The 20,200-nt window shown below is 62.8% G+C and carries 21 protein-coding genes and 1 pseudogene; 12 read left to right on the top strand and 10 right to left on the bottom strand.

Annotation, left to right across the window (positions count from 1 at the left end):
* Positions 1–91: 91 nt before the first annotated feature.
* From ACXJLU_RS22775 to ACXJLU_RS22765, 3 genes are all read left to right on the top strand, one after another.
* Positions 92–685, top strand: coding sequence for a YkgJ family cysteine cluster protein (locus tag ACXJLU_RS22775; protein ID WP_457334893.1), 594 nt, complete (start codon positions 92–94; stop codon positions 683–685).
* Positions 686–829: 144 nt separating this feature from the next.
* Positions 830–5,143, top strand: a complete 4,314-nt coding sequence (locus ACXJLU_RS22770; protein WP_457334891.1) for an AAA domain-containing protein — start codon at positions 830–832, stop codon at positions 5,141–5,143.
* 266 nt (positions 5,144–5,409) lie between these two features.
* Positions 5,410–5,577, top strand: coding sequence for a transposase (locus ACXJLU_RS22765; RefSeq protein WP_457334889.1), 168 nt, complete (start codon positions 5,410–5,412; stop codon positions 5,575–5,577).
* 105 nt (positions 5,578–5,682) lie between these two features.
* Here ACXJLU_RS22765 and ACXJLU_RS22760 read toward each other — a convergent pair whose 3' ends face one another.
* The 3 genes from ACXJLU_RS22760 to ACXJLU_RS22750 all read right to left on the bottom strand — a co-directional run bounded on the left by ACXJLU_RS22760 (position 5,683) and on the right by ACXJLU_RS22750 (position 7,219).
* Entirely contained in the window at positions 5,683–6,159 is a 477-nt protein-coding gene (locus ACXJLU_RS22760) for a hypothetical protein (protein ID WP_457334887.1), read from the bottom strand.
* Between the two features lie 174 nt (positions 6,160–6,333).
* On the bottom strand, positions 6,334–6,687 hold the full coding sequence (locus ACXJLU_RS22755; protein ID WP_457334885.1) for a hypothetical protein: 354 nt from the start codon (positions 6,685–6,687) through the stop codon (positions 6,334–6,336).
* 226 nt (positions 6,688–6,913) lie between these two features.
* Positions 6,914–7,219, bottom strand: coding sequence for a helix-turn-helix domain-containing protein (locus tag ACXJLU_RS22750; protein WP_457334883.1), 306 nt, complete (start codon positions 7,217–7,219; stop codon positions 6,914–6,916).
* A gap of 116 nt (positions 7,220–7,335) precedes the next feature.
* Between ACXJLU_RS22750 and ACXJLU_RS22745 the strand changes: the two genes are divergently transcribed.
* The 8 genes from ACXJLU_RS22745 (at position 7,336) to ACXJLU_RS22710 (ending at position 16,057) form a co-directional block, all read left to right on the top strand.
* On the top strand, positions 7,336–7,986 hold the full coding sequence (locus ACXJLU_RS22745; RefSeq protein WP_457334881.1) for a hypothetical protein: 651 nt from the start codon (positions 7,336–7,338) through the stop codon (positions 7,984–7,986).
* A 443-nt stretch (positions 7,987–8,429) separates the two neighbouring features.
* Entirely contained in the window at positions 8,430–8,615 is a 186-nt protein-coding gene (locus tag ACXJLU_RS22740) for a hypothetical protein (protein WP_457334879.1), read from the top strand.
* Positions 8,612–9,376, top strand: coding sequence for a metallophosphoesterase family protein (locus ACXJLU_RS22735; protein WP_457334877.1), 765 nt, complete (start codon positions 8,612–8,614; stop codon positions 9,374–9,376). Before ACXJLU_RS22740 ends, ACXJLU_RS22735 begins: the two co-directional genes overlap by 4 nt.
* Complete coding sequence (locus ACXJLU_RS22730) at positions 9,373–9,546, top strand: hypothetical protein (protein ID WP_457334875.1); 174 nt, start codon at positions 9,373–9,375, stop codon at positions 9,544–9,546. Before ACXJLU_RS22735 ends, ACXJLU_RS22730 begins: the two co-directional genes overlap by 4 nt.
* The gene (locus tag ACXJLU_RS22725) at positions 9,521–9,889 is read left to right on the top strand and encodes a hypothetical protein (RefSeq protein ID WP_457334873.1); all 369 of its coding nucleotides are present in this window, start codon (positions 9,521–9,523) and stop codon (positions 9,887–9,889) included. Before ACXJLU_RS22730 ends, ACXJLU_RS22725 begins: the two co-directional genes overlap by 26 nt.
* A gap of 38 nt (positions 9,890–9,927) precedes the next feature.
* Positions 9,928–10,374, top strand: a complete 447-nt coding sequence (locus ACXJLU_RS22720; protein WP_457334871.1) for an HAD domain-containing protein — start codon at positions 9,928–9,930, stop codon at positions 10,372–10,374.
* Between the two features lie 209 nt (positions 10,375–10,583).
* Positions 10,584–14,954 (top strand): Lhr family helicase, encoded by a 4,371-nt coding sequence (locus ACXJLU_RS22715; protein ID WP_457334869.1) that lies wholly within the window; start codon positions 10,584–10,586, stop codon positions 14,952–14,954.
* Positions 14,955–15,553: 599 nt separating this feature from the next.
* Positions 15,554–16,057, top strand: coding sequence for a hypothetical protein (locus ACXJLU_RS22710; RefSeq protein ID WP_457334867.1), 504 nt, complete (start codon positions 15,554–15,556; stop codon positions 16,055–16,057).
* Between the two features lie 67 nt (positions 16,058–16,124).
* On the opposite strand, the gene ACXJLU_RS22705 is transcribed toward ACXJLU_RS22710, so the two are convergent.
* From ACXJLU_RS22705 to ACXJLU_RS22675, 7 genes are all read right to left on the bottom strand, one after another.
* Entirely contained in the window at positions 16,125–16,586 is a 462-nt protein-coding gene (locus ACXJLU_RS22705) for a hypothetical protein (protein WP_457334865.1), read from the bottom strand.
* Between the two features lie 656 nt (positions 16,587–17,242).
* Positions 17,243–17,581 (bottom strand): hypothetical protein, encoded by a 339-nt coding sequence (locus ACXJLU_RS22700; protein ID WP_457334863.1) that lies wholly within the window; start codon positions 17,579–17,581, stop codon positions 17,243–17,245.
* Positions 17,582–17,665: 84 nt separating this feature from the next.
* On the bottom strand, positions 17,666–17,977 hold the full coding sequence (locus ACXJLU_RS22695; protein WP_457334861.1) for a hypothetical protein: 312 nt from the start codon (positions 17,975–17,977) through the stop codon (positions 17,666–17,668).
* A 151-nt stretch (positions 17,978–18,128) separates the two neighbouring features.
* Positions 18,129–18,623 (bottom strand): DUF3617 domain-containing protein, encoded by a 495-nt coding sequence (locus ACXJLU_RS22690; protein WP_457334859.1) that lies wholly within the window; start codon positions 18,621–18,623, stop codon positions 18,129–18,131.
* Positions 18,624–18,697: 74 nt separating this feature from the next.
* Entirely contained in the window at positions 18,698–18,958 is a 261-nt protein-coding gene (locus ACXJLU_RS22685; RefSeq protein ID WP_457334857.1) for a hypothetical protein, read from the bottom strand.
* Positions 18,939–19,013, bottom strand: coding sequence for a hypothetical protein (locus tag ACXJLU_RS22680; RefSeq protein WP_457334922.1), 75 nt, complete (start codon positions 19,011–19,013; stop codon positions 18,939–18,941). Before ACXJLU_RS22680 ends, ACXJLU_RS22685 begins: the two co-directional genes overlap by 20 nt.
* 286 nt (positions 19,014–19,299) lie before the next feature.
* Complete coding sequence (locus tag ACXJLU_RS22675; protein WP_457334855.1) at positions 19,300–19,809, bottom strand: ankyrin repeat domain-containing protein; 510 nt, start codon at positions 19,807–19,809, stop codon at positions 19,300–19,302.
* Between the two features lie 221 nt (positions 19,810–20,030).
* Between ACXJLU_RS22675 and ACXJLU_RS22670 the strand changes: the two are divergent.
* Positions 20,031–20,200 (top strand): annotated as a pseudogene (locus tag ACXJLU_RS22670) (aspartate carbamoyltransferase); the annotation flags it as partial.

Genomic DNA, 20,200 nt, shown 5'->3' with positions numbered 1-20,200 from the left:
CTGTCCTCGAGCGTTGAGCAGTCGATACTTGCTTGACCCATTGATGATGGCAGGAGGGCGGTAAGGCTACCGCGGCTGCTACGATCGATCCATGGCTGAACGGACGCTGACGTTGGAGGAGATTGAAATCGCGGTGAAGCGACGTGCGGAGTTCTTGGCCGCGCTTCCACGTTCCTCAATCGAAGCAGAAGAGAAGCTGCCCCAAGCCGTGCGGGCGACGAAAGCATCTGCGCGCAGCAAGCTATGGCGGATTTATCGTGTTGCCGACGAGCTTTCCAAGGCGCGCGAGCCATTCGTTGCGTGCGAGAAGGGCTGTGCATCGTGCTGCCACATGAACGTCACCATCACCAAGGCGGAGGCGGACCGTCTTGAACGAGCCGCAGGCCGACGGGCGGCAGCTGTCGATCGATCGGTGCACCACGATCAGGGCAAGTTCGTTGGCATTCCGTGTCCCTTCTTGGATGCTCAAGGTGCATGCACTGTCTATGAGGATCGACCGCTCTCGTGTCGCAAGCACGGTTCGTTCTTTGAAAGCGCTGCAGCCTGCCACCCCTCCGTCATGAACGAAGTTGAAGTCCCGATGGTTGGATTCAGCGGGTTGGATGAGGCTCTGTTTGAAGTTTCCAGCGTGCCGGGCGCGCCGGTTCTCGCAGACATCAGGGACTTTTTCCCCGTCGGGGCCTAACCAAGAGGATCTGCATGCCAGCAAGGGGCTCGACCATTTGCTGGCTACATTGATGATGCGTACCTCGGTGGGTCTCGTGCCTTTGGTCGCTCTTCTGCCGTAGCGGGTGGCGTTCGCTCAATGGGGAACAACGTGGAACCAGAAATGCTGAGAGAGGTCGCCACGCATATCGCAAGCTACTTCCGGGACTTCATCGAAACGGATTTCAAGCGAGTGCAGGCGCCAAGCCGGCGAGTCGTACTGCAGAACGAGTCTGGGTTTCGCTGCGGCATGCGCCTCAAGCCCTATGACAGACTTGATCGGGAGATCTGGACTCTTCTACAACAACCAAGTGGCGAGCCGATGGAGCTGCGCTTGAGCCCCAGGAAGTACACCCGAGCGCTTTCTCCCATCGTCCGGACAGTGATTGTGGAACAGCTCGCAGCACTGGAGCCGCAAGACCTGGAGACGGTTAAGGCCGAGCTTGCGGCGGAGATCGATCGAAGCTATGCCAAAGCCGTGAGTGATCCGGAGGAATGGGTAGAGGCAACCGTCGACGTGTTGTGTGAGCAGATCGCAGCCAAGGTCGTCCGACCACTGATTGCCAAGTTGGACGGCCCGCTGCAGCGGCAGGCCTACAGTGTCATCGATTCGCTGTATGCGGCAGAGACCGATATGGTTTCGGGAGTTGCTGCGGAGCTGGCCAGCAAACTCCCAGAGATTCTCGCAAGGCACTTGGCCAAACGAGGCGACGCCGACGTCCGAGCGGCGCTGGACACATTCCTCACCATGGAACACGCGAGAGACGCGCTCGGGCGCTTCTTCGCAAACTTTGTGGCCGCCGACGCGTATAGCGAGTTCCGGGATGTCGAGACGTTCGCCGCTATCAGCGAGGGTGTTGTCCTCTACCTGTACATAGGCTCATGCCGATTCCGGGGGGCGACCTATCCGCTCTTCTTCTTGCCGGTGCAGGCGGAAAAACTTCAGGATGCCAGCGGCTACGAGCTGACGGTCATCAACCAGCTCTTCGCCAACCGCGCGGCAATCGACTTCGTGCTACAGGAACTGGCGGCGACGAGGACACGCGGGTGGACCAGCCCCATCACCGAGCGCATCAACTATCTTCAGCCCCAGCAGTCGATCTTTGAAGAGGCTCGACGACTCTTCGATCTTGTGGCGAACGCGATGGACTTGGCTGGACAGATTCACCTCGGTCCCACTGCGGTGGACGCCTCCAACACCGAGGTGGTTCTAGGCAGCAGTGTCTACTTGTGTGCGTTTGAGAAAGGCGCTGAGTCGCTCGTCAACGACTACGAGGCTTTGATCAACATGGCGCGCCAGGGCGGCGGCGCCGTGGTGGACTTGTTCGAGAAACTCGTGCAAGGAGCTCTCCAGGAGAATCCCAAGAGCATCCGCTCGGCAGTTGAGGAGCAGTGGGACGGGCTATCGCTGGTCGATCGAATGGTGTTCGACTCCCCCATCCCATTGAACGAGGAGCAGCGCAAGATTCTCATGGCCGTGCGTCACCCAGAAGGACGCATCATCGTGGTCGAGGGGCCGCCTGGAACTGGCAAGTCGCACACGATCACCGCTATCGCAGCGGATTGCGCGTTCAATCAACGCTCCTGTCTTGTCCTCTCGGACAAGACGGAGGCGCTGGAGGTGGTTCAGAACAAGCTGTCGCAGGCGATGAGTCGCGTTCGACACGATCCAAATTTCCCCAATCCGCTGTTGCGTCTGGGCCGGCAGAACGCGAACTTCAAGAAGCTGGTCGGCAATCAGACGGTCAACCAAGTCGCCGCGTATGCGAAGGCCAATGCAGTCAACGCACCGGAGCTCGAGCTTGAGCGTCTAAGCACAGCGGACGGGATGAAGATGGCAATCGAGAAGACCGTCAAGTCCCTTGGTGCCATCGAGTTGAGGCAAGTACAACAGCTGCATGGTGCCGAGGCCAAGATGCTGCGAGACGCGCCGGCGGCGCTGGCGGCCATCCATGCGCTGGTACCCGAAGATGCCTTGGTGCGGCGATTGGGCGCCGTAGCGGCGGCGATGGATCAGGTCGTTCGCTACTTCGACGGCTTGACGCAGGACGCCCGCAGGAATGCTCATTGGCTGAAAGCGCGAACCAAGCGAGACAACGTCCTGTGGGAATTCGCTCAGCAGCACAGCCAGAAGGTTGCCGCCATGGGCCTCTACGAGAAGCTCGACGCGGACGAGCTTCGACAGATCGCCGCAGCAGTCGTCGAGTACCGGCAGTTGCGGATGCCTGTTCTGGGCTACCTGTTGCGAGGATCGGCCGTCAGGACACTCGAATCTTGCCTGAACATGCTGCCAGCTCGGCGGCCCATCTTTTTGAAGGCGGAAGCCGCGGCATTGGAACTGCTGGTCCAAGGTGGCATGGACCTTCGTCTGCGCCTGGAGCAAGTGGGGTTGCAGGCTGAGTTGCAGGGCGCGTGGCAGCAACTGATCATCCAGACTCCGGACGGCCAGGCCGCGCAGATGTTGCTTGGCATTCTTGAAGCACTGGCAGCGCACGAGGACATCTTGACGGATGCCATTGCCGCCACCTCGGAACACTTCCGCTTGGTGGTCGGCTACCTTGGCGACTGGGTCAAGGTGCGGCAATCTTTTCGCGAAGCACCCGAATTCGACTACGTCGGGACGAAGACAAAAATGGAGCGTTTGAACACGTCGCGGATGAATGCCCACGTGGATTCGCGACTGATGAACTTCATGGAGAACTATCGGGCAGATGCCAAGACGCTGGCCCAGCTGATCTCTCAACGGCAGAAGTTCCCAGAGGAGAAGTTCGACGCCGTTCGATCCTCATTCCCCGTGATGATCGCAGGCATCCGTGAGTTTGGTGAGTACATGCCGCTGGTGCCGGAACTCTTCGATGTAGTGGTCATCGACGAAGCAAGCCAGGTATCGGTAGCGCAGGCCTTGCCTGCGCTGCTGCGAGCCAAGAAGATCGTGGTCCTCGGGGATAGCAAGCAGTTCGCCAACGTCAAGTCATCAAACGCCAGCATCGCCACCAACGAGAAGTACCGCTCCAACCTGACCAGCTTCTTCGAGAAGACTGTTCAACGCGATGCGGCCACACTGCAGCGGCTGGCCATGTTCGACGTGAAGAAGTCGATTCTCGAATTCTGCAGTCTGGCGTCGTCGTACACGATCATGCTGCGCAAGCACTTCCGATCCTACCCGGAGCTCATTTCCTACTCCTCGCGCAACTTCTACGACGGCCACCTTCAGGCCATCAAGATTCGCGGCGTGCCGATTGACGAGGTCATCCGGTTTGATCTTGTGGACACGACGGACAAGCCTGTCAGCCGCACGACCAACTCGGCCGAGGCTGCGTTCATCGCGGACCGGCTGGCTGAATTGCTCGAGGAGGATGATCCGCCGACTGTAGGCGTCATCACACCCTTCCGTGAGCAACACACGATGCTCACGAAGACGCTCTTCGCGCACCCGAAAGCGCGGGAGTTCGAGGACAGGCTTCGACTCAAGGTAATGACGTTCGACTCCTGTCAGGGTGAGGAGCGATCGATCATCTTCTACTCGATGGTGGCCACCGTGGGCTGCGACGCATTGAACTACGTGTTTCCGCCCTCGCTTGAAGGTGCGGCGGACGCGGTCGAGGAGAAGCTTAAAGTTCAGCGCTTGAACGTGGGCTTCAGTCGTGCGCAGGACGCGATCTGGATCGTGCATTCGATGCCGATAGGCATGTACCGAGGAGCGATCGGAGGCGCCTTGAACCACTACCTGGGCATGCGGGAAACCAAGCTCGGGTCTGCAGAACAAACCGATCCGGCAAGCCCAATGGAAGCCAAACTCCTGCAATGGTTGCAGGCCACAAGGTTCATCCAGGCGCAGCCCGAGGATGTCGAGATCCTGCCGCAGTTCCCCTTGGGTGAGTATCTCAAGCAGCTCGATCCGACCTACCAGCATCCGTCCTATCGGGTTGACTTTCTCCTAACCTGCCAGACCCCGAAGGGGGCGGTGCAGATCGTAGTGGAGTACGACGGCTTCGAGCATCACTTTCAACCCGGCGCGCAGGTGCACGTCGGCAACCATGAGCGCTACCTCCGAGAAGGCGACGTTGAGCGCCAGCTGACACTCGAGTCGTATGGCTACCGCTTCATTCGCGTGAACCGCTTCAATCTCAGCAACGATCCGGTCGCGACGCTGGACGAACGCCTAGCTCGCATCGTCGAGGTCGCAACGGGAGAGCAACACTCACAGTTCGTCGAGCGTCTTCGACAACAGGCGCAGGGCATCGTAACGGGCGATATGCGTCAGTGCTCCCGGTGCAAAACGATCCGCACGCGTGAGGCTTTCTTTGATCGCTCATTGAGCCAGGGGGCAGGCGGATACGGCCGGGTATGCATGGACTGCAAGCGCGGGCAATCGGCCAAGAGGGATGAGCAACAGGCGACTTCCACCTGGCGCCGACGCAGGACATGGTCCCGGTAGTTGCGATCCGCAGAGCGACATTCCTACACCGAGCCCTGCCCCCTCGGATCTTCTCGCTCTCCACCTTGGACAATAGGCTCCTCGAGAGTGTGCACAAAGTATCCGGCCAACTGCTTCGGGACCTCTTCCCAAGGCAGGTCTTCTCGCTCCTTGTCTCCTAGAAAGGCGCGCTCGCGACAGCCGACCGTATGCGTCCGGCCATCCCATCTTGAAGCGATAGAGCGAGGCGGCAAGGATGGTGTCCACCAAGGATTGAGGTGCACACCATGCCAGACGCCAAACGTTCTACCCGCAGACGCCATGACGCCGAACTGAAGGCTCGCGCGCTCGAGGCGTGTGCCGCACCCGGGGCATCGGTCGCACAGGTTGCGATGGCGCATGGGCTGCCGCGCTCGTCGCTCGTCGCTGTATTCGTCCCTGGCTTCTTTGAGTGATTTTGCCTGCACAAACCCTGCCCAAAACACAGGCGCACCGGCGATCGCTGCAAACAGCGCGTTGGCACCGCCGAATGAGTCGTCAGCCTGACCGAGTTCAGCGACTCACGTCGCCAAGCGGCGACGGTCGTAGAAGTCGAGATGCAAGTCCTCCCCGCCAACCAGATCACCAAGAGCCTCGCGCATGGCCTTCCTGCGGTCGCTCAGGCCGGTATGGGAGACCGTGCCGCTTGAGCTGACGATGACGTAAGTACCCTCGACGGCGGCAAGGTCGGCGATGACCGGGCGCAGCGTATCGCCTGGCCGCATCTCATCCCTGACGGCTTTTGCCGCCATGTCGGGCTTCTTAACCTGGAAGCCGGTAACGCGACGCGGAACGAAGCCCTCGGCCCATGCCACGCCAGCTGGCAGCGCGACATGAACATCAACACCTCCGTCTTTGGTGGTCTGGATCCCGCCCCATGTAACAGCGACGGTCGACTGGCTCGCGCGCCGCACCTCGGCTTCACACAGGCGTGCCACTAACTCACGCAGATCAGCGTCGTTCAGGGCGAGGAGGTCTTCTGGAGAAATTTCGAGCACGGTTGTGGTGGTGATCTGTGGAAGGTCACTCCAGCATCGTAGCTGGCGTGCCCGTGCTCAGTCGCTGGCCGAGCGGATCGACACCGACACCCAGTTGTGAGAGGCGCATGTACTGGCCGCGCAGATTGGCTCCTTGCTCGCGCCTCATCACCTCTGTGTTGAATCATTCAGTGCTCAGCGAGCGTACCGCGCGGCGCAAAGTACGCGCTCTACCGTTTCGCCCTGCTCGAGCGCCGATCGAGGGGAGCGACCATGGAAGGCGCCATTCCCTGACTCCAGCCAGGCCAGCATGGCCCAGCCGCTTCCACCCAAGGCCTGGCCGAGTTCTCGAACCACCGACCACAACGGCGCTTCAAACTGCCAACGCGGAAATCTCAGACCCAGGCTCGGGTGGCCTAGCGCGATGACGCGCGGTCGTGCCATCGTCGCCCATCTGCATAGCTGAGCTGTCGTCACACCGGCGAGCGCCGCCGCCTGTTCGATGCCAACCATGTCGGCTCGGGCTGCGCGGTCATAGTTCAGCTCCATGCTTTGACCTTCCGGTGTAGTCACCGCGGCGATGAGTTGCTCACGAGATGACGAAGATCGGGCTGCAAGTCCGCTCAGAGGCGAGGCGCGCCACTCCTTGGCGTTGACGTCCGATCGGCACTGCGAACGGTAGCCTCTCTCGCGAGAATAGTCGATTTTGGATTTTCCTGACCCCAAATGCGAAGGAACGTGGGTCTGGGCTACGCGTGCAGGACTGGAAGCAAGGCTAGTCGGCCTTCCTCGTGCGTCGATGGATGCCCCTGGACTGCTGGGCCTTAAGCAGCGCAAGCGCTGTTAGGCGTTCATCAAGTTCCTGGGCGAACCCAACGAAGGAGACACCGAGCGCCGACAGCCAGCCATGCAGTTCAAGTACGTCAAGGCGTCGCACCCCGCGCTCACTTTTGCTGATGTCGGATTGCCGTAGGCCGGTGCGCTCAGCCAACTGAATTTGCGTGACGCCTGAGCGTTCGCGGGCAGAGCGCAGCAGCTCGAGCAGCACACTTTCTGGGGTGATCTTGATGGTTCGAGGCATACGTCACAGGACCGGAGGCGCAGACGATGCATGCGAACTTGGAATATGCGAAAGTCGACTAATATGAAGTGAACCGCGGTCTGGTGCGACCGCGCACCGAGAAGAGAAGAACACCGATGACGAAAACCACGCACACTCTCTCGAATGGTCAGGGCGTTTGGCTCTGCACTTTCACCGGAGAAGTCCTGGAGCAGACCAAGACTTCAACCACGTCGGTGTCTCAGCAAGCTTCGACCGTCCTCAGCACCTCAGTGGTGATTCCTGGACAGATCGAAGCCAGAACGCAGACAGAGCACGAAATCTGGCTGCGCTCCTCGGATGGTCGCGAACGGCCCGTTCACATGACCGACATCGGTTTGGCTGCCCGCCCAGGGCACACCGTCACAGTCCTTTGGGGTAGCACCGTTGGCAACGAGGAAGGCCAGTACTTCGCTGGACGCAACCACACGACTGACGAAATCCGTAGCGATGTGCTGGCGCTCGGCCACGACCTGCGAAATTGGCGCCTCAGAGTAGGAGCAGGGGCAAGCCTCGCTCTGTGGCTCCTTGTACCCTCAATCATCGTTGCCCTGCTGGGGTTCGTGATGACCGGTGGAGGCCTCGAGAATCGGCTCTCGTTGGCGCTGGGTGGACTGGTCGCGGGCGTTGTTGTTGGCTTCGCCGCGTGGACCTTTTTCGGCAGCAACTTGGGACCCGAGCGACGGGCGCGTGCCATTGCCGAAGAGATCAATCATCTGGCGGAGCAGCGTTTAAGGATCGCAGATTGAGCACCGAAACCAGGGCGCCAGCCTTCAGTACGTGGCTTGTGTCACTGGCTGGGCATCGCAGCGTGCGATCGCATCACTGGAGTCCATAGGGAAGGAACGCGGGGTTGAGCATGCTCACGCTCTACTGCGGAGATCCACATGGTCGCTGGCCACAAGCGCAGTGCCGGCTGCATTCGTCGAGCTGGCGATGCCACGGGCTACGATGCCGATCTGCGAACCTGAACCGAGGCCCGACAACTACCGCGGGCAGGCCAAGAACAGGGGGCGCGTGTACAGCTGTTCGCCGGGTCATCTGCCCAAGATCCTCGTGAAACCCGTGCGCAAGCGTTCGAGATATCACTTACGCGAGTGCCGTTGCTGCGAGGCTTCACTGACCTTACGAACCGGAGGCGAGTAGCTGCAACAGCCTCGACTTCGTGCCTCTCGTTCCCCAGAATCTGCAGATGCCGACGTTCTTCGACGCCCAGTTCACTGACCGCTCGCAACTGAAGTTGCTCGGCCTCGGCTTCGTCGTTTTCGATGACCGCGAGGACTACATGCCCTACCCGAGCGGCTCAATCGGTCTCGACTCGAAGGGGCGCATGCCCGGACGTCCGCCGAAAGTTGACGGCAATGAGGAGGCGTCATGAAGCATGACGGCCCGGTGCTGTACTGCGGCGACCCACACGGAAGGTTCCACCACATCGTTGAAGCTGCGGGCCACACCAAGGCCAGCGCTGTCGTGCTGCTGGGTGACATGGAGCCCGAGCGGCCATTGCACGAAGAACTGGAATCCATCCTTGATCGCGTCTGGTGGATCCCCGGGAACCACGACGCCGACAGCGATGCGTTGTGGACGCGCGTTTGGGGAAGCAGGCTCGAGGACCGGAACGCTCACAGCAAGGTTGTGACTCTGCCGGACGGGACGCGCCTCGCCGGACTCGGCGGGGTGTTTCGCGAGGCCGTCTGGTATCCGTCGGCTTCGGCTGCGCGCGGGGGTACGCCGGCATTTCGCTCTCGCAAGGAGCACGCAAAGTCGACCCCGAAGCAAGACCGCTGGGCGGGCGGCACGCACCGCAAGCACTGGGGCACTATCTACCCAGAGGAACTCGACCGTCTCGCTGACATGCGTGCAGACGTCCTCATCTCCCATGAAGCACCGGCATACCACCCGAATGGCTTCGAAATCTTGGACACGCTGGCTCAGGCCCTGGGCGTCAAGTTGACTGTCCACGGTCACCATCATGACCGGCTCGACAGCTCGGGCCGTTGGACAGAGCAAGGATTCAAGAGCTTCGGAGTTGGGCTCAGAGGCATCAGCGCTATCGACTTCGATGGCAATGCACGCGTCATCGTCCCTGGAGAGCTCGATGAGGTCAGAAACAGCAGGCACAGGACGACCTGGCCATGAGCTTCGCACTCGAAGCAGAAGGAGGGCGCATGGTGCTGCAGGTCCGCCTCCGCGGCCGGCCACAGTCGTTTTCTCTCCAAACTTGGCTGTCTGACGAGGTGCTCGAAAACGTCGCGAGCCATGCGCATTTCACGTGTGATGCTGATGAGCAGAAAGTCGCCGTACGCTGACGGGCGGGCCGGCCGCGCCGATATGGTCGGCATCGACGACGCGGCCAGGCTCGCCGGCATAGCATCAGCAAAGCTACAGCGCATGGCCACGCGGAAGCACCCGCGGGTCATTGCCATCGACCACACAACACTTGGTCTGCGGTTCCCACGGTGGCAGTTTGATGCCGAGCTCTGGCCTGTCGTTCAGAAGCTTGGTGTCGAATTGCAGTGCGATGGACTTGAGATGCTCGGATGGCTCGAGACGCCGCTCGGCGCACTTGGCGGTCGCACCCCGCGGGCGGCGCTTGAGCAGGGCGAGCTGGCAGATAGGGTTCTTGAATTGGCGTCTGGAGAAGGGCTGTGACTGCAGGGGACCGGTCGGTGTGGACGAGGCTTCTGTTCTTGGACTTTGACGGGGTGATGCATCCATTCAGGTGCACCATCGACCAGTATTTTTGCCACCTTGATTTGCTCGAGGGCTGGCTACGACAGCGACTCGATGTTGGCGTCGTCATCACCTCAAGCTGGCGGGAGGCGCACCCGGTGGCTGAAATGGAAAGCTTTTTCTCGGAGGACCTCCAGCATCGCGTCCTCGGTGCAACGCCGCTTCTCACCCGAGACAGCTGGGCGCGGTGCGACGGCGAGTCGCCGTCGGTAAGATTTGAGCGTGAGGCAGAGGTTTCGCGGTGGCTGAATGAGAGCGGGCAGCTTTGGCGGCCTTGGGTCGCGCTTGATGACCAGGCGTGGCTCTACAAGCCGTTCAATCCTCGCCTCGTCCTCTGCGACGGGAAGGTCGGGCTGACGCTGCTCGAGCTCGACAAAGTCGACCGAGTGCTGGGCTTTGTGTGATGACGCTATAGCGGCTGCGCAGCGCACCGCCGGCGGTTCCCTGATTGCGGCAAATGACATTCCACCGGGCTCGGCGAGGCCGGCTTGATATCCCTTCGAAGGGCCCGATCTGTTCGCATCGGGTCGGCCGGCGATATGCTGCTTGTTCTCCGCTCTTGGGTCATTCCCCTCGGCCGCTCCCCTGTCACTCTCCTGCCACGAGCGCACCCATGCCCCTCCAGGATTTCCACCCCGCCGTTGCCAACTGGTTCCGCCGAACCTTTCCTGCGCCCACGCCGGCGCAGGTGGCGGCGTGGCCGGCGATCCGTGCGGGTCGGCATACCTTGGTGGCGGCGCCGACCGGCTCCGGTAAAACCTTCACTGCCTTTCTCGCCGCGCTCGATGGCCTGGTGCGCCAGGGTCTGCGGCCCGAAGGCCTGCCCGACGAGACCGTGGTGGTCTACGTCTCGCCGCTGAAGGCGCTGTCGAACGACATCCGCCTCAACCTCGAAGCGCCGCTGGCCGGCATCCGCGAAGAGCTGGCCGCGCTGGGCCTGCCCGACGTGGAGATCCGCAGCGCGGTGCGCACTGGCGACACGCCGCAGAAAGACCGCCAGCTCACGCTGCGCCGGCCGCCGCACATCCTCGTCACCACGCCCGAGTCGCTCTACATCCTGCTGGGCTCGGCCTCTGGTCGCAAGATGCTCGGCACGGTGCGCGCCGTGATCGTCGATGAAATCCACGCCATCGCCGCCACCAAGCGCGGCAGCCACCTGGCGATCTCGCTCGAGCGGCTGCAGAACCTCAGCGCACACCCGCTCACGCGCATCGGCCTGTCGGCCACGCAGAAGCCGATCGACGAAATGGCGCGCTTTCTCGTCGGTGCCGGCGCGGTGAAAGACGGTGTCGCCGATTGCGAAATCATCGACATCGGCTATGCCAAACAGCGCGACCTGGCGCTCACGCTGCCGCCCACGCCGCTGGGCGTGGTGATGTCGAACGACCAGTGGACGCAGGTCTACGAGATCGTGGCCGGGCTGGCCAGCGCGCACCGCACCACGCTGGTGTTCGTCAACACCCGCCGCATGGCCGAGCGCGCCACGCGCCACCTGGGCGAGCTGCTGGGCAAGGAGCGCGTGGCCGCGCACCACGGCAGCCTTGCGAAAGAGATCCGCCTCGATGCCGAGCAGCGCCTGAAGCGCGGCGAGCTCACGCTGCTGGTGGCCACCGCGTCGCTGGAGCTGGGCCTGGACATCGGCGATGTGGATCTGGTCTGCCAGCTCGGTTCGCCGCGCGCCATCGCCACCTTCCTGCAGCGCGCCGGCCGCTCCGGCCACGCGGTGGGCGGTGTGCCCAAGGCGCGGCTCTTCCCGCAGTCGCGCGACGAGCTGGTGGAGTGCGCGGCCTTGCTCGACTGCGTGCGCCGCGCCGAGCTCGATGCCCTGAGCGTGCTGCCCGCGCCGCTCGACGTGCTGGCCCAGCACATCGTCGCCGAGGTCGCCAGCCGCGAGTGGGACGAAGACGAACTCTTCACGCTGATACGTCGCGCCTGGCCCTACGCGCAGCTCAAGCGCGAAGACTTCAACGCCGTGGTGCGCATGCTGGCCGACGGCTTCAGCACCCGCAACGGCCAGCGCGCGAGCTATGTGCACCGCGATGCCGTGCACCACCGCCTGCGCGAGCGCAAGGGCGCGCGCCTGACCGCGCTCACCTCGGGCGGCGCCATCCCCGAGACGGCCGACTACACCGTGCTGCTGGAGCCGCAGGCCGACAAGATCGGTACCGTGCACGAAGACTTTGCCGTCGAGAGCATCGCCGGCGACGTGTTCCAGCTCGGCAACACCAGCTACCGCATCCTGCGCGTCGAGCCCGGCCGCGTGCGGGTGGAAGACGCGCATGGCGCTGCGCCCAACATCCCGTTCTGGCTCGGTGAGGCACCGGGCCGCAGCGACGAGTTGTCATTCGGCGTCTCGCGCCTGCGCGAAGAAGTGGCCACGCTGATCGCCTCGGAAGGCGCCGACGCCGCGACCGGCTGGCTCACCGACACCCTGAGTCTGGACGCCGAGGCCGCGCGCCAGCTCGTCGACTACCTGGCGCGCGCGCTCGGCACGCTGGGCGCCGTGCCCACGCAAGACCGCATCGTGCTCGAGCGCTTCTTCGACGAATCGGGTGGCATGCAGCTGGTGGTGCACTCGCCCTACGGCAGCCGCCTCAACCGCGCCTGGGGCCTGGCGCTGCGCAAGCGCTTCTGCCGGCAGTTCAACTTCGAGCTGCAGGCAGCCGCCACCGAAGACGCGATCGTGCTGTCGCTCTCCACCAGCCATAGCTTCCCGCTCGAAGAGGTGTCGCGCTACCTGCACAGCAACACCGCGCTCGACGTGTTGGTGCAGGCCCTGCTCGACGCGCCGCTGTTCGGCGTGCGCTGGCGCTGGAACGCCACCACGGCGCTGGCCTTGCCGCGCTTCAGTGGCGGGCGCAAGGTGGCGCCGCAGCTGCAGCGCATGAAGTCGGAAGACCTGCTCGCGAGCGTGTTCCCCGACCAAGTCGCCTGCGCCGAGAACCTGGCCGGCGAACGCGAGGTGCCCGAGCACCCGCTGGTGGCACAGACCATGTATGACTGCCTCTACGACGCGATGGACGCCGAGGGCTGGCTGCACTTGCTGCGCCGCATGGAAGCTGGGCAGGTGAGCGTCGTCGCAAGAGACCTGCCGGCACCGTCGCCGTTTGCCGCCGAAGCCTTGAACGCGCGGCCCTACGCCTACCTCGACGACGCGCCACTCGAAGAGCGCCGCACCCAGGCCGTGCAGAGCCGCCGCTACAGCGACCCCGACAGCCCGGACGACATGGGCCAGCTCGATGCCGAGGCGATTGCCGGTGTACGCGAAGAGGCCTGGCCGCGGGTGCGGAGCGTTGATGAGATGCATGAGGCGCTGAGTGGCCTGGGCCTGATCACGTCGGACGAGGTGTCCAGCAACGAAGGGTGGGCCGATTGGTTGGGCGAACTGGCGCAATCTGGCAGGGCGACCTGTCTGAAAATCGCCGTTCGGGCTGAGCCTGTCGAAGCCAGCGTGTCCAAGGAGGCGGGCCTGTGGGCCGCCGCAGAGCGCCTGTCGCAGGTCATCGACCTCTACCCCGCCTGCGAGACCCACCCGCCGATCGACATCCCCGCCGAATACGCCGAGAAACCGGCCACCCACGAAGACGCCCTGCGCGACCTGCTGCGCTCGCGCCTGAGCGACCTCGGCCCGATCACCGCACCCGAGATCGCGCTGCAGCTCCAGCTGCCGCTCGCCGACATCGACCACGCCTTGCTCGCACTGCAAAGCGAAGGCACGGTGATGCAAGGCAAGTTCACGCCCGCGGCGCAGACCACCGAGTGGTGCGAGCGCCACCTGCTCGCGCGCATCCACCGCTATACGCTGAAGCGCCTGCGCCGTGAGATCGAGCCGGTCGAGCCGCGCGACTTCGTGCGCTTCCTCCTCGAGTGGCAGCACGTCGGCGCGACCAGCCGGGTCAGTGGCCCCGAAGCATTGGCGGGCGTGCTCTCGCAGCTCGAAGGCTTCGAGGCACCGGCCGCGATGTGGGAGGCCGAGCTGTTGCCCGCGCGCGTGAAAGACTATTCGTCGTCGTGGCTCGACGACCTGTGCACTGCCGGCCGCACGCTGTGGACGCGACTGCGGCCCATGGCCACTGTGAGCGGGGGCGGCGGCTCGCTGCGGTCCACGCCCATCGTGCTGCTGCCGCGCCGCAGCGCGCCGCTGTGGGGCCGCATCGCCCCGCCGCCGGCCGACGACGCAGCCTTGAGCTCGCGCACCCAGCGCGTGGCCACCTACTTGGCCGAACACGGTGCTTCGTTCTTCGATGAGATCGCGCAAGGCGCCCACCTGCTGCGCACCGAGCTTGAAGACGCGCTCAGCGAGCTTGTCGTGCATGGTCGTATCAACTGCGACAGCTATGCCGGCCTGCGCGCCTTGCTCGTGCCGGCCGCCAAGCGGGCTTCGGCGCATTCGTCGCGCCACCGCCGCCGTGTGGCGCTGTTCGGCATCGAGGATGCGGGCCGCTGGACGCTGATCCGCCAGCCTGCGCCGGCGAGCACCGATGCGTCGACCGAGGCCATCGAGCACATCGCCCGCACGCTGCTGCGCCGCTACGGCGTGGTGTCGTGGCGCCTGCTGGAGCGCGAGGCCGCCTGGCTGCCCGCCTGGCGCGACATGGTGCGTGTGTACCGCCGGCTCGAAGCGCGGGGCGAGATCCGCGGCGGCCGCTTCATCGCCGGCCTGTCGGGCGAGCAGTTCGCGTTGCCCGACGCCATTGGCCTGATGCGCCAGGTGCGCCGCCAGCCGGCCGACGAGCACCTGGTGTGCCTCGCTGCCACCGACCCAGCCAACCTGCTGGGCACGCTGCTGCCTGGCGCCAAGGTGGCGCGTGTGGCCGGCTCGCGGGTGCTGTACCGCGGCGGCGTGCCCGTCGCCACGAGCGTGAGCGGGCAGGTCGAGCTGCTGGTGGCCTTGAGCCCGAGCGACGAGCGTGCCGCGGTCAGGGCGCTGGCGCTCGACCCGAACCTGCGCTTCCTGGAGATGGAGTCTGCGATCGAGGCGTGAGGGTCACGAAAGAGCGGTGGCGCATCGGTCAGAATGGCCTTCGTCTCAGCCAAGAAGCCCATCTTGCTGAATCGCCTTTGCTTCGCCTTGCTCCTCGCTGTACCGTTTTTCGCTGCCTGCTCGTCGCAGCAGCTTTACGGCTCCGGGCAAGAGTGGCAGCGCACCGAGTGCTACAAGATCAACGACCTGCTAGTGGGCAAAGTCGTGTTCCGCAGCGGACATGGGGATGATCGCACGTCCCAACAGGCGGTCGCACAGGGAGAAGTCCTCATCCTGTTCCGAGTCCGCCGACCACGCCCGCCTTTCGTCTCAGATCTCGTGCTGGGGCCTCCGGGACAGAGCGACCTGACGGCCGCTTCAGGCTGCGTGCGGTCAGTCAGATCCGGCCGCCGAACGGCCGCTCGAACCGAAAGGAGACCTTCGGCGCGCAACGCGTTGGACCCGATCAGTCACGACGAGCGGACGAGGCTGCAGTCGTGGTTCTAACCACATCGAAGGGCTGCTGTTGTGAGCAGCGAAGCGGAGCTATCGACCCATCTGCGACACACGACTCACCCGATTGGATGCCGAAGACCCGACATTCGCGCCAGAATCGAACGATGACGCATATCGACATGAACGCGCCGGTCGATGCCGGGCGGTCGGCCGCCGGTTTTCAGCTTGGCATGAACACACGCGAAGTCGAGCCACTTCTGGCAGCGGCCATAAGATCGAATCGCCTTCCGACGCCAATAAACGATCAGTTGGCCACGGGGCAAACTTTTGTCGTTACGAATGCCGCGGGCAAGATTCGAACAGTGTTCTTCGGCGAACATGTTTGCCTCGGCTTCAACGAACGAGACGAGCTGTTCTACATCATGCTGTCTGGGGAGTACCGAGGGCTGTACCTGGCGAGGTTCGGAATCGGGACGCCGATGAAAGACCTCCACGATCTGCACCCACTCGAATTCGATGAGGGCGATGAGATGAACTATCCCGAAGGGCAATTGGCCCGCGGCATCTCCTTCGGGGGAACCAGCTCTTCACTCGAAGCTGATCCGGCGCAGCTGATTTCCTGCATGACCGTCCACGATTGGTCACTCAGGAGCGCGTCGCCTACGTGAAAGCCGACTTCGGCGAGTGCCTACAACCGGCCGGCTGCTGCCTTTGGTCGAGACGGTCCGCGGGCGGTCAGGCGACATCCCAGCCTGCAGCTCTCGCCTCTGTCGCCGACGCGAATGTGATGACCTTCGGCGCGAAGCGCCCGCCAGTGCTTACCAGGCACTCCAAGGTGGCGTCCTGGAAGGTGAGCACAAAATGTTCCTTGTCGACCAAGTAGGTCTCGGCGTCGTGCCTGGGATGAATCGCGTTGGCCTGCTCGAGTTCGAGCAGCCGTGACGACTTCTTGATGCGGTGAACTGAGTAGTACTGCAGCCCAGAGCCATACAGCGGGTGCGACGCGATAGCCTCGTCGTTCGGGTGGCCGTAGATCAGGCGGTCACAGACCGCGAATTCCAGCGCCCCCACCCTGTCGTCCGCCGTCACATAGGTGACCCTGAGGGGCCCGGCACCTATGCTGACGCGTGGCTCCCCCGCACTGGATGGTTGCGGCCAGTCGAGCATCAGTTCGACGGTGTCTTGAGTTTTGTTCACGCCGTGTATTCCTCGCCATGCCTCCACGTCAGTCAAGTGGCGCAACGATGGTACGTGAACACCGCCATAGCGGACCGGTAGGCCGCCCGCAGCAGTCGTTGCCGAAGGTCAGCTCATGGCCTGCCGCAAGCACTCGATCATGGCGCGCGAACGGCTGCAGCGTCTGCAAAGCTGTCCGTTAGGTCACCTTGGCGCTCACTTAGGGGGGTGGAGTTCGGCTCGCCGGCCGTTATCAGATCAGGCCTTCAGGACCGCGGAAATACATCCTTCCAATGGTCCCCAAGGGATACGGGTCCGTGTCCCCGAGCCAAGAAGCCAGCTGCGACATCCTCGATCTCAAACCCCAGGACGCCATCCTCCATCATGACGGACCTGCAGACGAGTCGAGCACTCTCCCAACGAGTGGGGCCGGAGACCCTTGTGCAATAGAACAGGCAAAGCCCAATCTTGTCCGCGGGATCGCCTGGACGCTCAAGTCCAAGAATCAACCGATCATGGTCGTCGCGATAGGTATTGAAAGACGCCCGAACACCACGCCAAGCCTCAAGCCGCGACTCAAGGGCGCGGGCAACATTAGATGTGAAACTTGCCATTGGTCTAGCCTACCGGAAAGCTGTCGCTCGCGACCGGCGGCTCCTGGCCGACTCGGATCTTTCCTATGCATCGTCTTTCTGCCGGTACGGTTCGGGAATCTCCCAAACATTGACCAGCGTCACCGGCCCATCGCCGATGACGCTAAACAAGAAATCTCCGCCAGGGCAGTCAACGAAGGTGGCAGGGCCAAGCTCAGCCTTCCAATTGCCCACAGATTTCGAGCAGCGACCCGACAGTACATAGAGGCGGCCCGCTCTGCCAGTGCCTGCGAAGCTGATACCGGCGTCGTAGGCGTTTCGACTAACTCGGTAGTGGGACGCGGGCTCGTAGCGCTTGCGTATCGCCTCAAGCGTCATCGGCTCGCTTGACAGCGACTCCCACGGCGAAACTTCAAGCCGCATCTTCTCCCTTCCTGTTTGCTTCGACGAGCGTCTCGAAAGCGGCCGCTGGCGACGGGCAGCTCGTGGCCGGATCTACCCGCTGCGTCAGCCGTGATCGATGTGCACGAGGCCGAACGCCGAGGCAAAGAACAAGGCTCCCATTGCTAAGGCCGCACAGCCGATCAGAATTGCCCGCCAGCCATAGACCCAGAAGTCGTCGTCGTCGCCGATGGCAGCGCGGCGGGAAACTATGAAACGCATGCCGGCTAGCAAGCCAACACAGCCGCCAGCGAAGTCCAAGAGCCGTTCAGCACCACTCATTCGGCAAGTCTGCCACAACGAATCCGCTACTCGGAAGCGGTCGTTGACGAAGGACGACTCGTGGCCGGCTTCAGCCGTTCGCTTGCTGGAGTTCACTGGCTCTGGCCGACCCAGAGCGGAAGTTGGCACAGGCCGATCAAGCCTCCGGAAAGCGGCCGTTCAACGTTTGACATGAGCTGCGACAGACGGGCGCAGCCCGTTGGACGTCAGCTCGATGGAGGGTTGGATTTCATGCGCGACTTGAACTCTAGAAGGCCACCATCTCTGGAGTGCACTCGCCTATGCGCTTGCCTTCTGTCGTCACGCGACCCTCGGCAATCTCGCCTCGGTACTCGGTCGTAGAGAGAAGAACGCTACGCATGGTTGTTTGCGTGTAGGTCAGCTGCGAGACCAGTCGATACTTCTTCCCGTCTGCCGACTCGCAACTAATTCGCCAAGTCTCGGATGCGCCTACAGAGTTTGCATCCTTCTTTGGTAACTCACACTTTCCACCCAGGCGTGTGATCTTCTCGGAGTTCAGAGGTGGCTTTGCTAGCGTGGAAGCCGTGAAGCAGGCTGTCGTCTTGCTCTCTGAGAGCTTCCTCGCAATTCGAGTCTCGTTGTCGATCAGTTCAATCAAACTCGCCTGCTCCCACGCACCTGGGAGCATCGGTGGCGCCGCACAGGCAGGCTTGACCGCCGATGTGGCTATGGCGACTGCCAACGCGACGCGCAGATGCTTCGGTTCAAGATGGTAGGGCATGGACGAAACCAAACGTTTGACTTAGGCGGACTACCGAAGACACGTCCGCTAGAAGGAAGGGTCAGGCGCCTGGGTCACTTCGCGCCCCAACGCCATTTGGGTGGCTCGCCTTTCGCCCAACAGACGACGACTAGCAAGGACGTAAGAAGAACAGAGTAAACGACGAAGACCGCGTCTCCATAGCGTGGCAGGATCACCAACGCACCGACGGCGAGAAGAACTGCGAAGACGATCAGCACGGTCCAGCCCCGCCATTCGGTGGGCAGTCCCCAACCCCAGCCGTAGCGCTTGGCGGGAAACCAAAACTGCTTCGCTTCACTTGACTTGGTAGACATCGCCGCTTGTCTGGGTTGCCGACTCGTGAAAGAGATCTGGCCGATATTGGCACAACTCTTCCCCCGCCAGGAAGTTCGAGCCGATGAAACCGGCCGGGCCTCACCGACTCGTGAGAACTGCATGTCAACGTGCTCTTGGTGAGGAGAGATTGTCCGTACTGCTTGGCACTCTGCCTCAGCCAGCATGACGCCGCCAATCGTCGGCGACAGGCCACCTCCAAAGCGGTCACCGACGACCGGCAGTTTGTGGCCGATTGTTGCCGACCGGCTGCCGCGCCGCAAACCACCGACGCCGCACGGTTCAACCTATCCGCCAAAATAGTCGGCGCTCGACGGAAGGCTCAGTCTTTGCCCCTGAGAAAGGCGACGGCCGCGGTCTTTCTTGAGCGCGTCGCTTCTTCCAGCGGCGTTGCATAGTTGTCGATCTGCGTGCGGATTGTGAAATCTGCGCCGTATGCTCGAAGAACCCTCAGCGTCTCGACATCATCACGGACCGCAGCCATGTGGGCTGGGGTCCAACCGTTGATGCCGCGGGCGTTAACCGGCGCTCCTGCCTCAAGCAGCAGCCGCAAGCACTGGTGCCTTTCAGAACCGCGCCTGTCGATAGCAGCGTGGAGCACGGTGTAACCCTCCTCATCTTCAAATGAGAGGTCTACTCCGCGGCTCAAAATCCAACTGATCGATCTCAGCGAGCCACAGTCGATGGCGTTGATGATCCACCGCCGACCTAGTAACTCATCGACGCCCGAAGGAAATTCCGGCAAGAGCTGGGCGAGCTCCTCAAGCTGAGGCTCATCACCGCGAGTAAGCAGACCCATCGCGAAGTCGTAGTCGTTTGGTCCAGATGGCATTCGAGGCTTGTGATGTGAGGTGGCCGGGGTGCTGAGGGCTATGTCCAGTTGAATGAAAGGCTATCACTCGGAAGCCGACCTTCGTGAATGACTGGAACTGGCCGCATGCGCGCTTTGGCGCTGTGCTCGGCGTGCGGTGGCTGGAGAGTTCCAGTTGGCCGGCCACAGGCCTTGCATCCTGTGCCACTTGAAAGTACGCATTGCGTATAGAATGCTGACTCATGATTCGAGCGCAGCAAGTCCTTCTCCGAGACGCCATGCGTCGTCTGAACATGACACGCGAGGCCTTCGCCGAGCGCATTGGCAGTCGAAAACGCGCTCTTGACACCTGGCTACTCCCTGACGACTCAGCCGAATATCGCGCCATGCCTGAGGTCGTCAGACGCTTTGT

This window comes from Rhizobacter sp. P5_C2, assembly GCF_054049715.1.
The sequence above is the reverse complement of the archived record's forward strand: the minus strand, read 5'-3'. Positions and strand labels throughout refer to the sequence as shown.

What these genes read in the sequence shown, in the direction of transcription:
- ACXJLU_RS22775 (WP_457334893.1), top strand. Translation starts at nt 92, where the DNA reads ATGGCTGAACGGACGCTGACGTTGGAGGAGATTGAAATCGCGGTGAAG.
- ACXJLU_RS22770 (WP_457334891.1), top strand. Translation starts at nt 830, where the DNA reads ATGCTGAGAGAGGTCGCCACGCATATCGCAAGCTACTTCCGGGACTTC.
- ACXJLU_RS22765 (WP_457334889.1), top strand. Translation starts at nt 5,410, where the DNA reads ATGCCAGACGCCAAACGTTCTACCCGCAGACGCCATGACGCCGAACTG.
- ACXJLU_RS22755 (WP_457334885.1), bottom strand. Translation starts at nt 6,687, where the DNA reads ATGGAGCTGAACTATGACCGCGCAGCCCGAGCCGACATGGTTGGCATC.
- ACXJLU_RS22750 (WP_457334883.1), bottom strand. Translation starts at nt 7,219, where the DNA reads ATGCCTCGAACCATCAAGATCACCCCAGAAAGTGTGCTGCTCGAGCTG.
- ACXJLU_RS22745 (WP_457334881.1), top strand. Translation starts at nt 7,336, where the DNA reads ATGACGAAAACCACGCACACTCTCTCGAATGGTCAGGGCGTTTGGCTC.
- ACXJLU_RS22740 (WP_457334879.1), top strand. Translation starts at nt 8,430, where the DNA reads ATGCCGACGTTCTTCGACGCCCAGTTCACTGACCGCTCGCAACTGAAG.
- ACXJLU_RS22735 (WP_457334877.1), top strand. Translation starts at nt 8,612, where the DNA reads ATGAAGCATGACGGCCCGGTGCTGTACTGCGGCGACCCACACGGAAGG.
- ACXJLU_RS22730 (WP_457334875.1), top strand. Translation starts at nt 9,373, where the DNA reads ATGAGCTTCGCACTCGAAGCAGAAGGAGGGCGCATGGTGCTGCAGGTC.
- ACXJLU_RS22725 (WP_457334873.1), top strand. Translation starts at nt 9,521, where the DNA reads ATGAGCAGAAAGTCGCCGTACGCTGACGGGCGGGCCGGCCGCGCCGAT.
- ACXJLU_RS22715 (WP_457334869.1), top strand. Translation starts at nt 10,584, where the DNA reads ATGCCCCTCCAGGATTTCCACCCCGCCGTTGCCAACTGGTTCCGCCGA.
- ACXJLU_RS22710 (WP_457334867.1), top strand. Translation starts at nt 15,554, where the DNA reads ATGACGCATATCGACATGAACGCGCCGGTCGATGCCGGGCGGTCGGCC.
- ACXJLU_RS22700 (WP_457334863.1), bottom strand. Translation starts at nt 17,581, where the DNA reads ATGCGGCTTGAAGTTTCGCCGTGGGAGTCGCTGTCAAGCGAGCCGATG.
- ACXJLU_RS22690 (WP_457334859.1), bottom strand. Translation starts at nt 18,623, where the DNA reads ATGCCCTACCATCTTGAACCGAAGCATCTGCGCGTCGCGTTGGCAGTC.
- ACXJLU_RS22685 (WP_457334857.1), bottom strand. Translation starts at nt 18,958, where the DNA reads ATGTCTACCAAGTCAAGTGAAGCGAAGCAGTTTTGGTTTCCCGCCAAG.
- ACXJLU_RS22675 (WP_457334855.1), bottom strand. Translation starts at nt 19,809, where the DNA reads ATGCCATCTGGACCAAACGACTACGACTTCGCGATGGGTCTGCTTACT.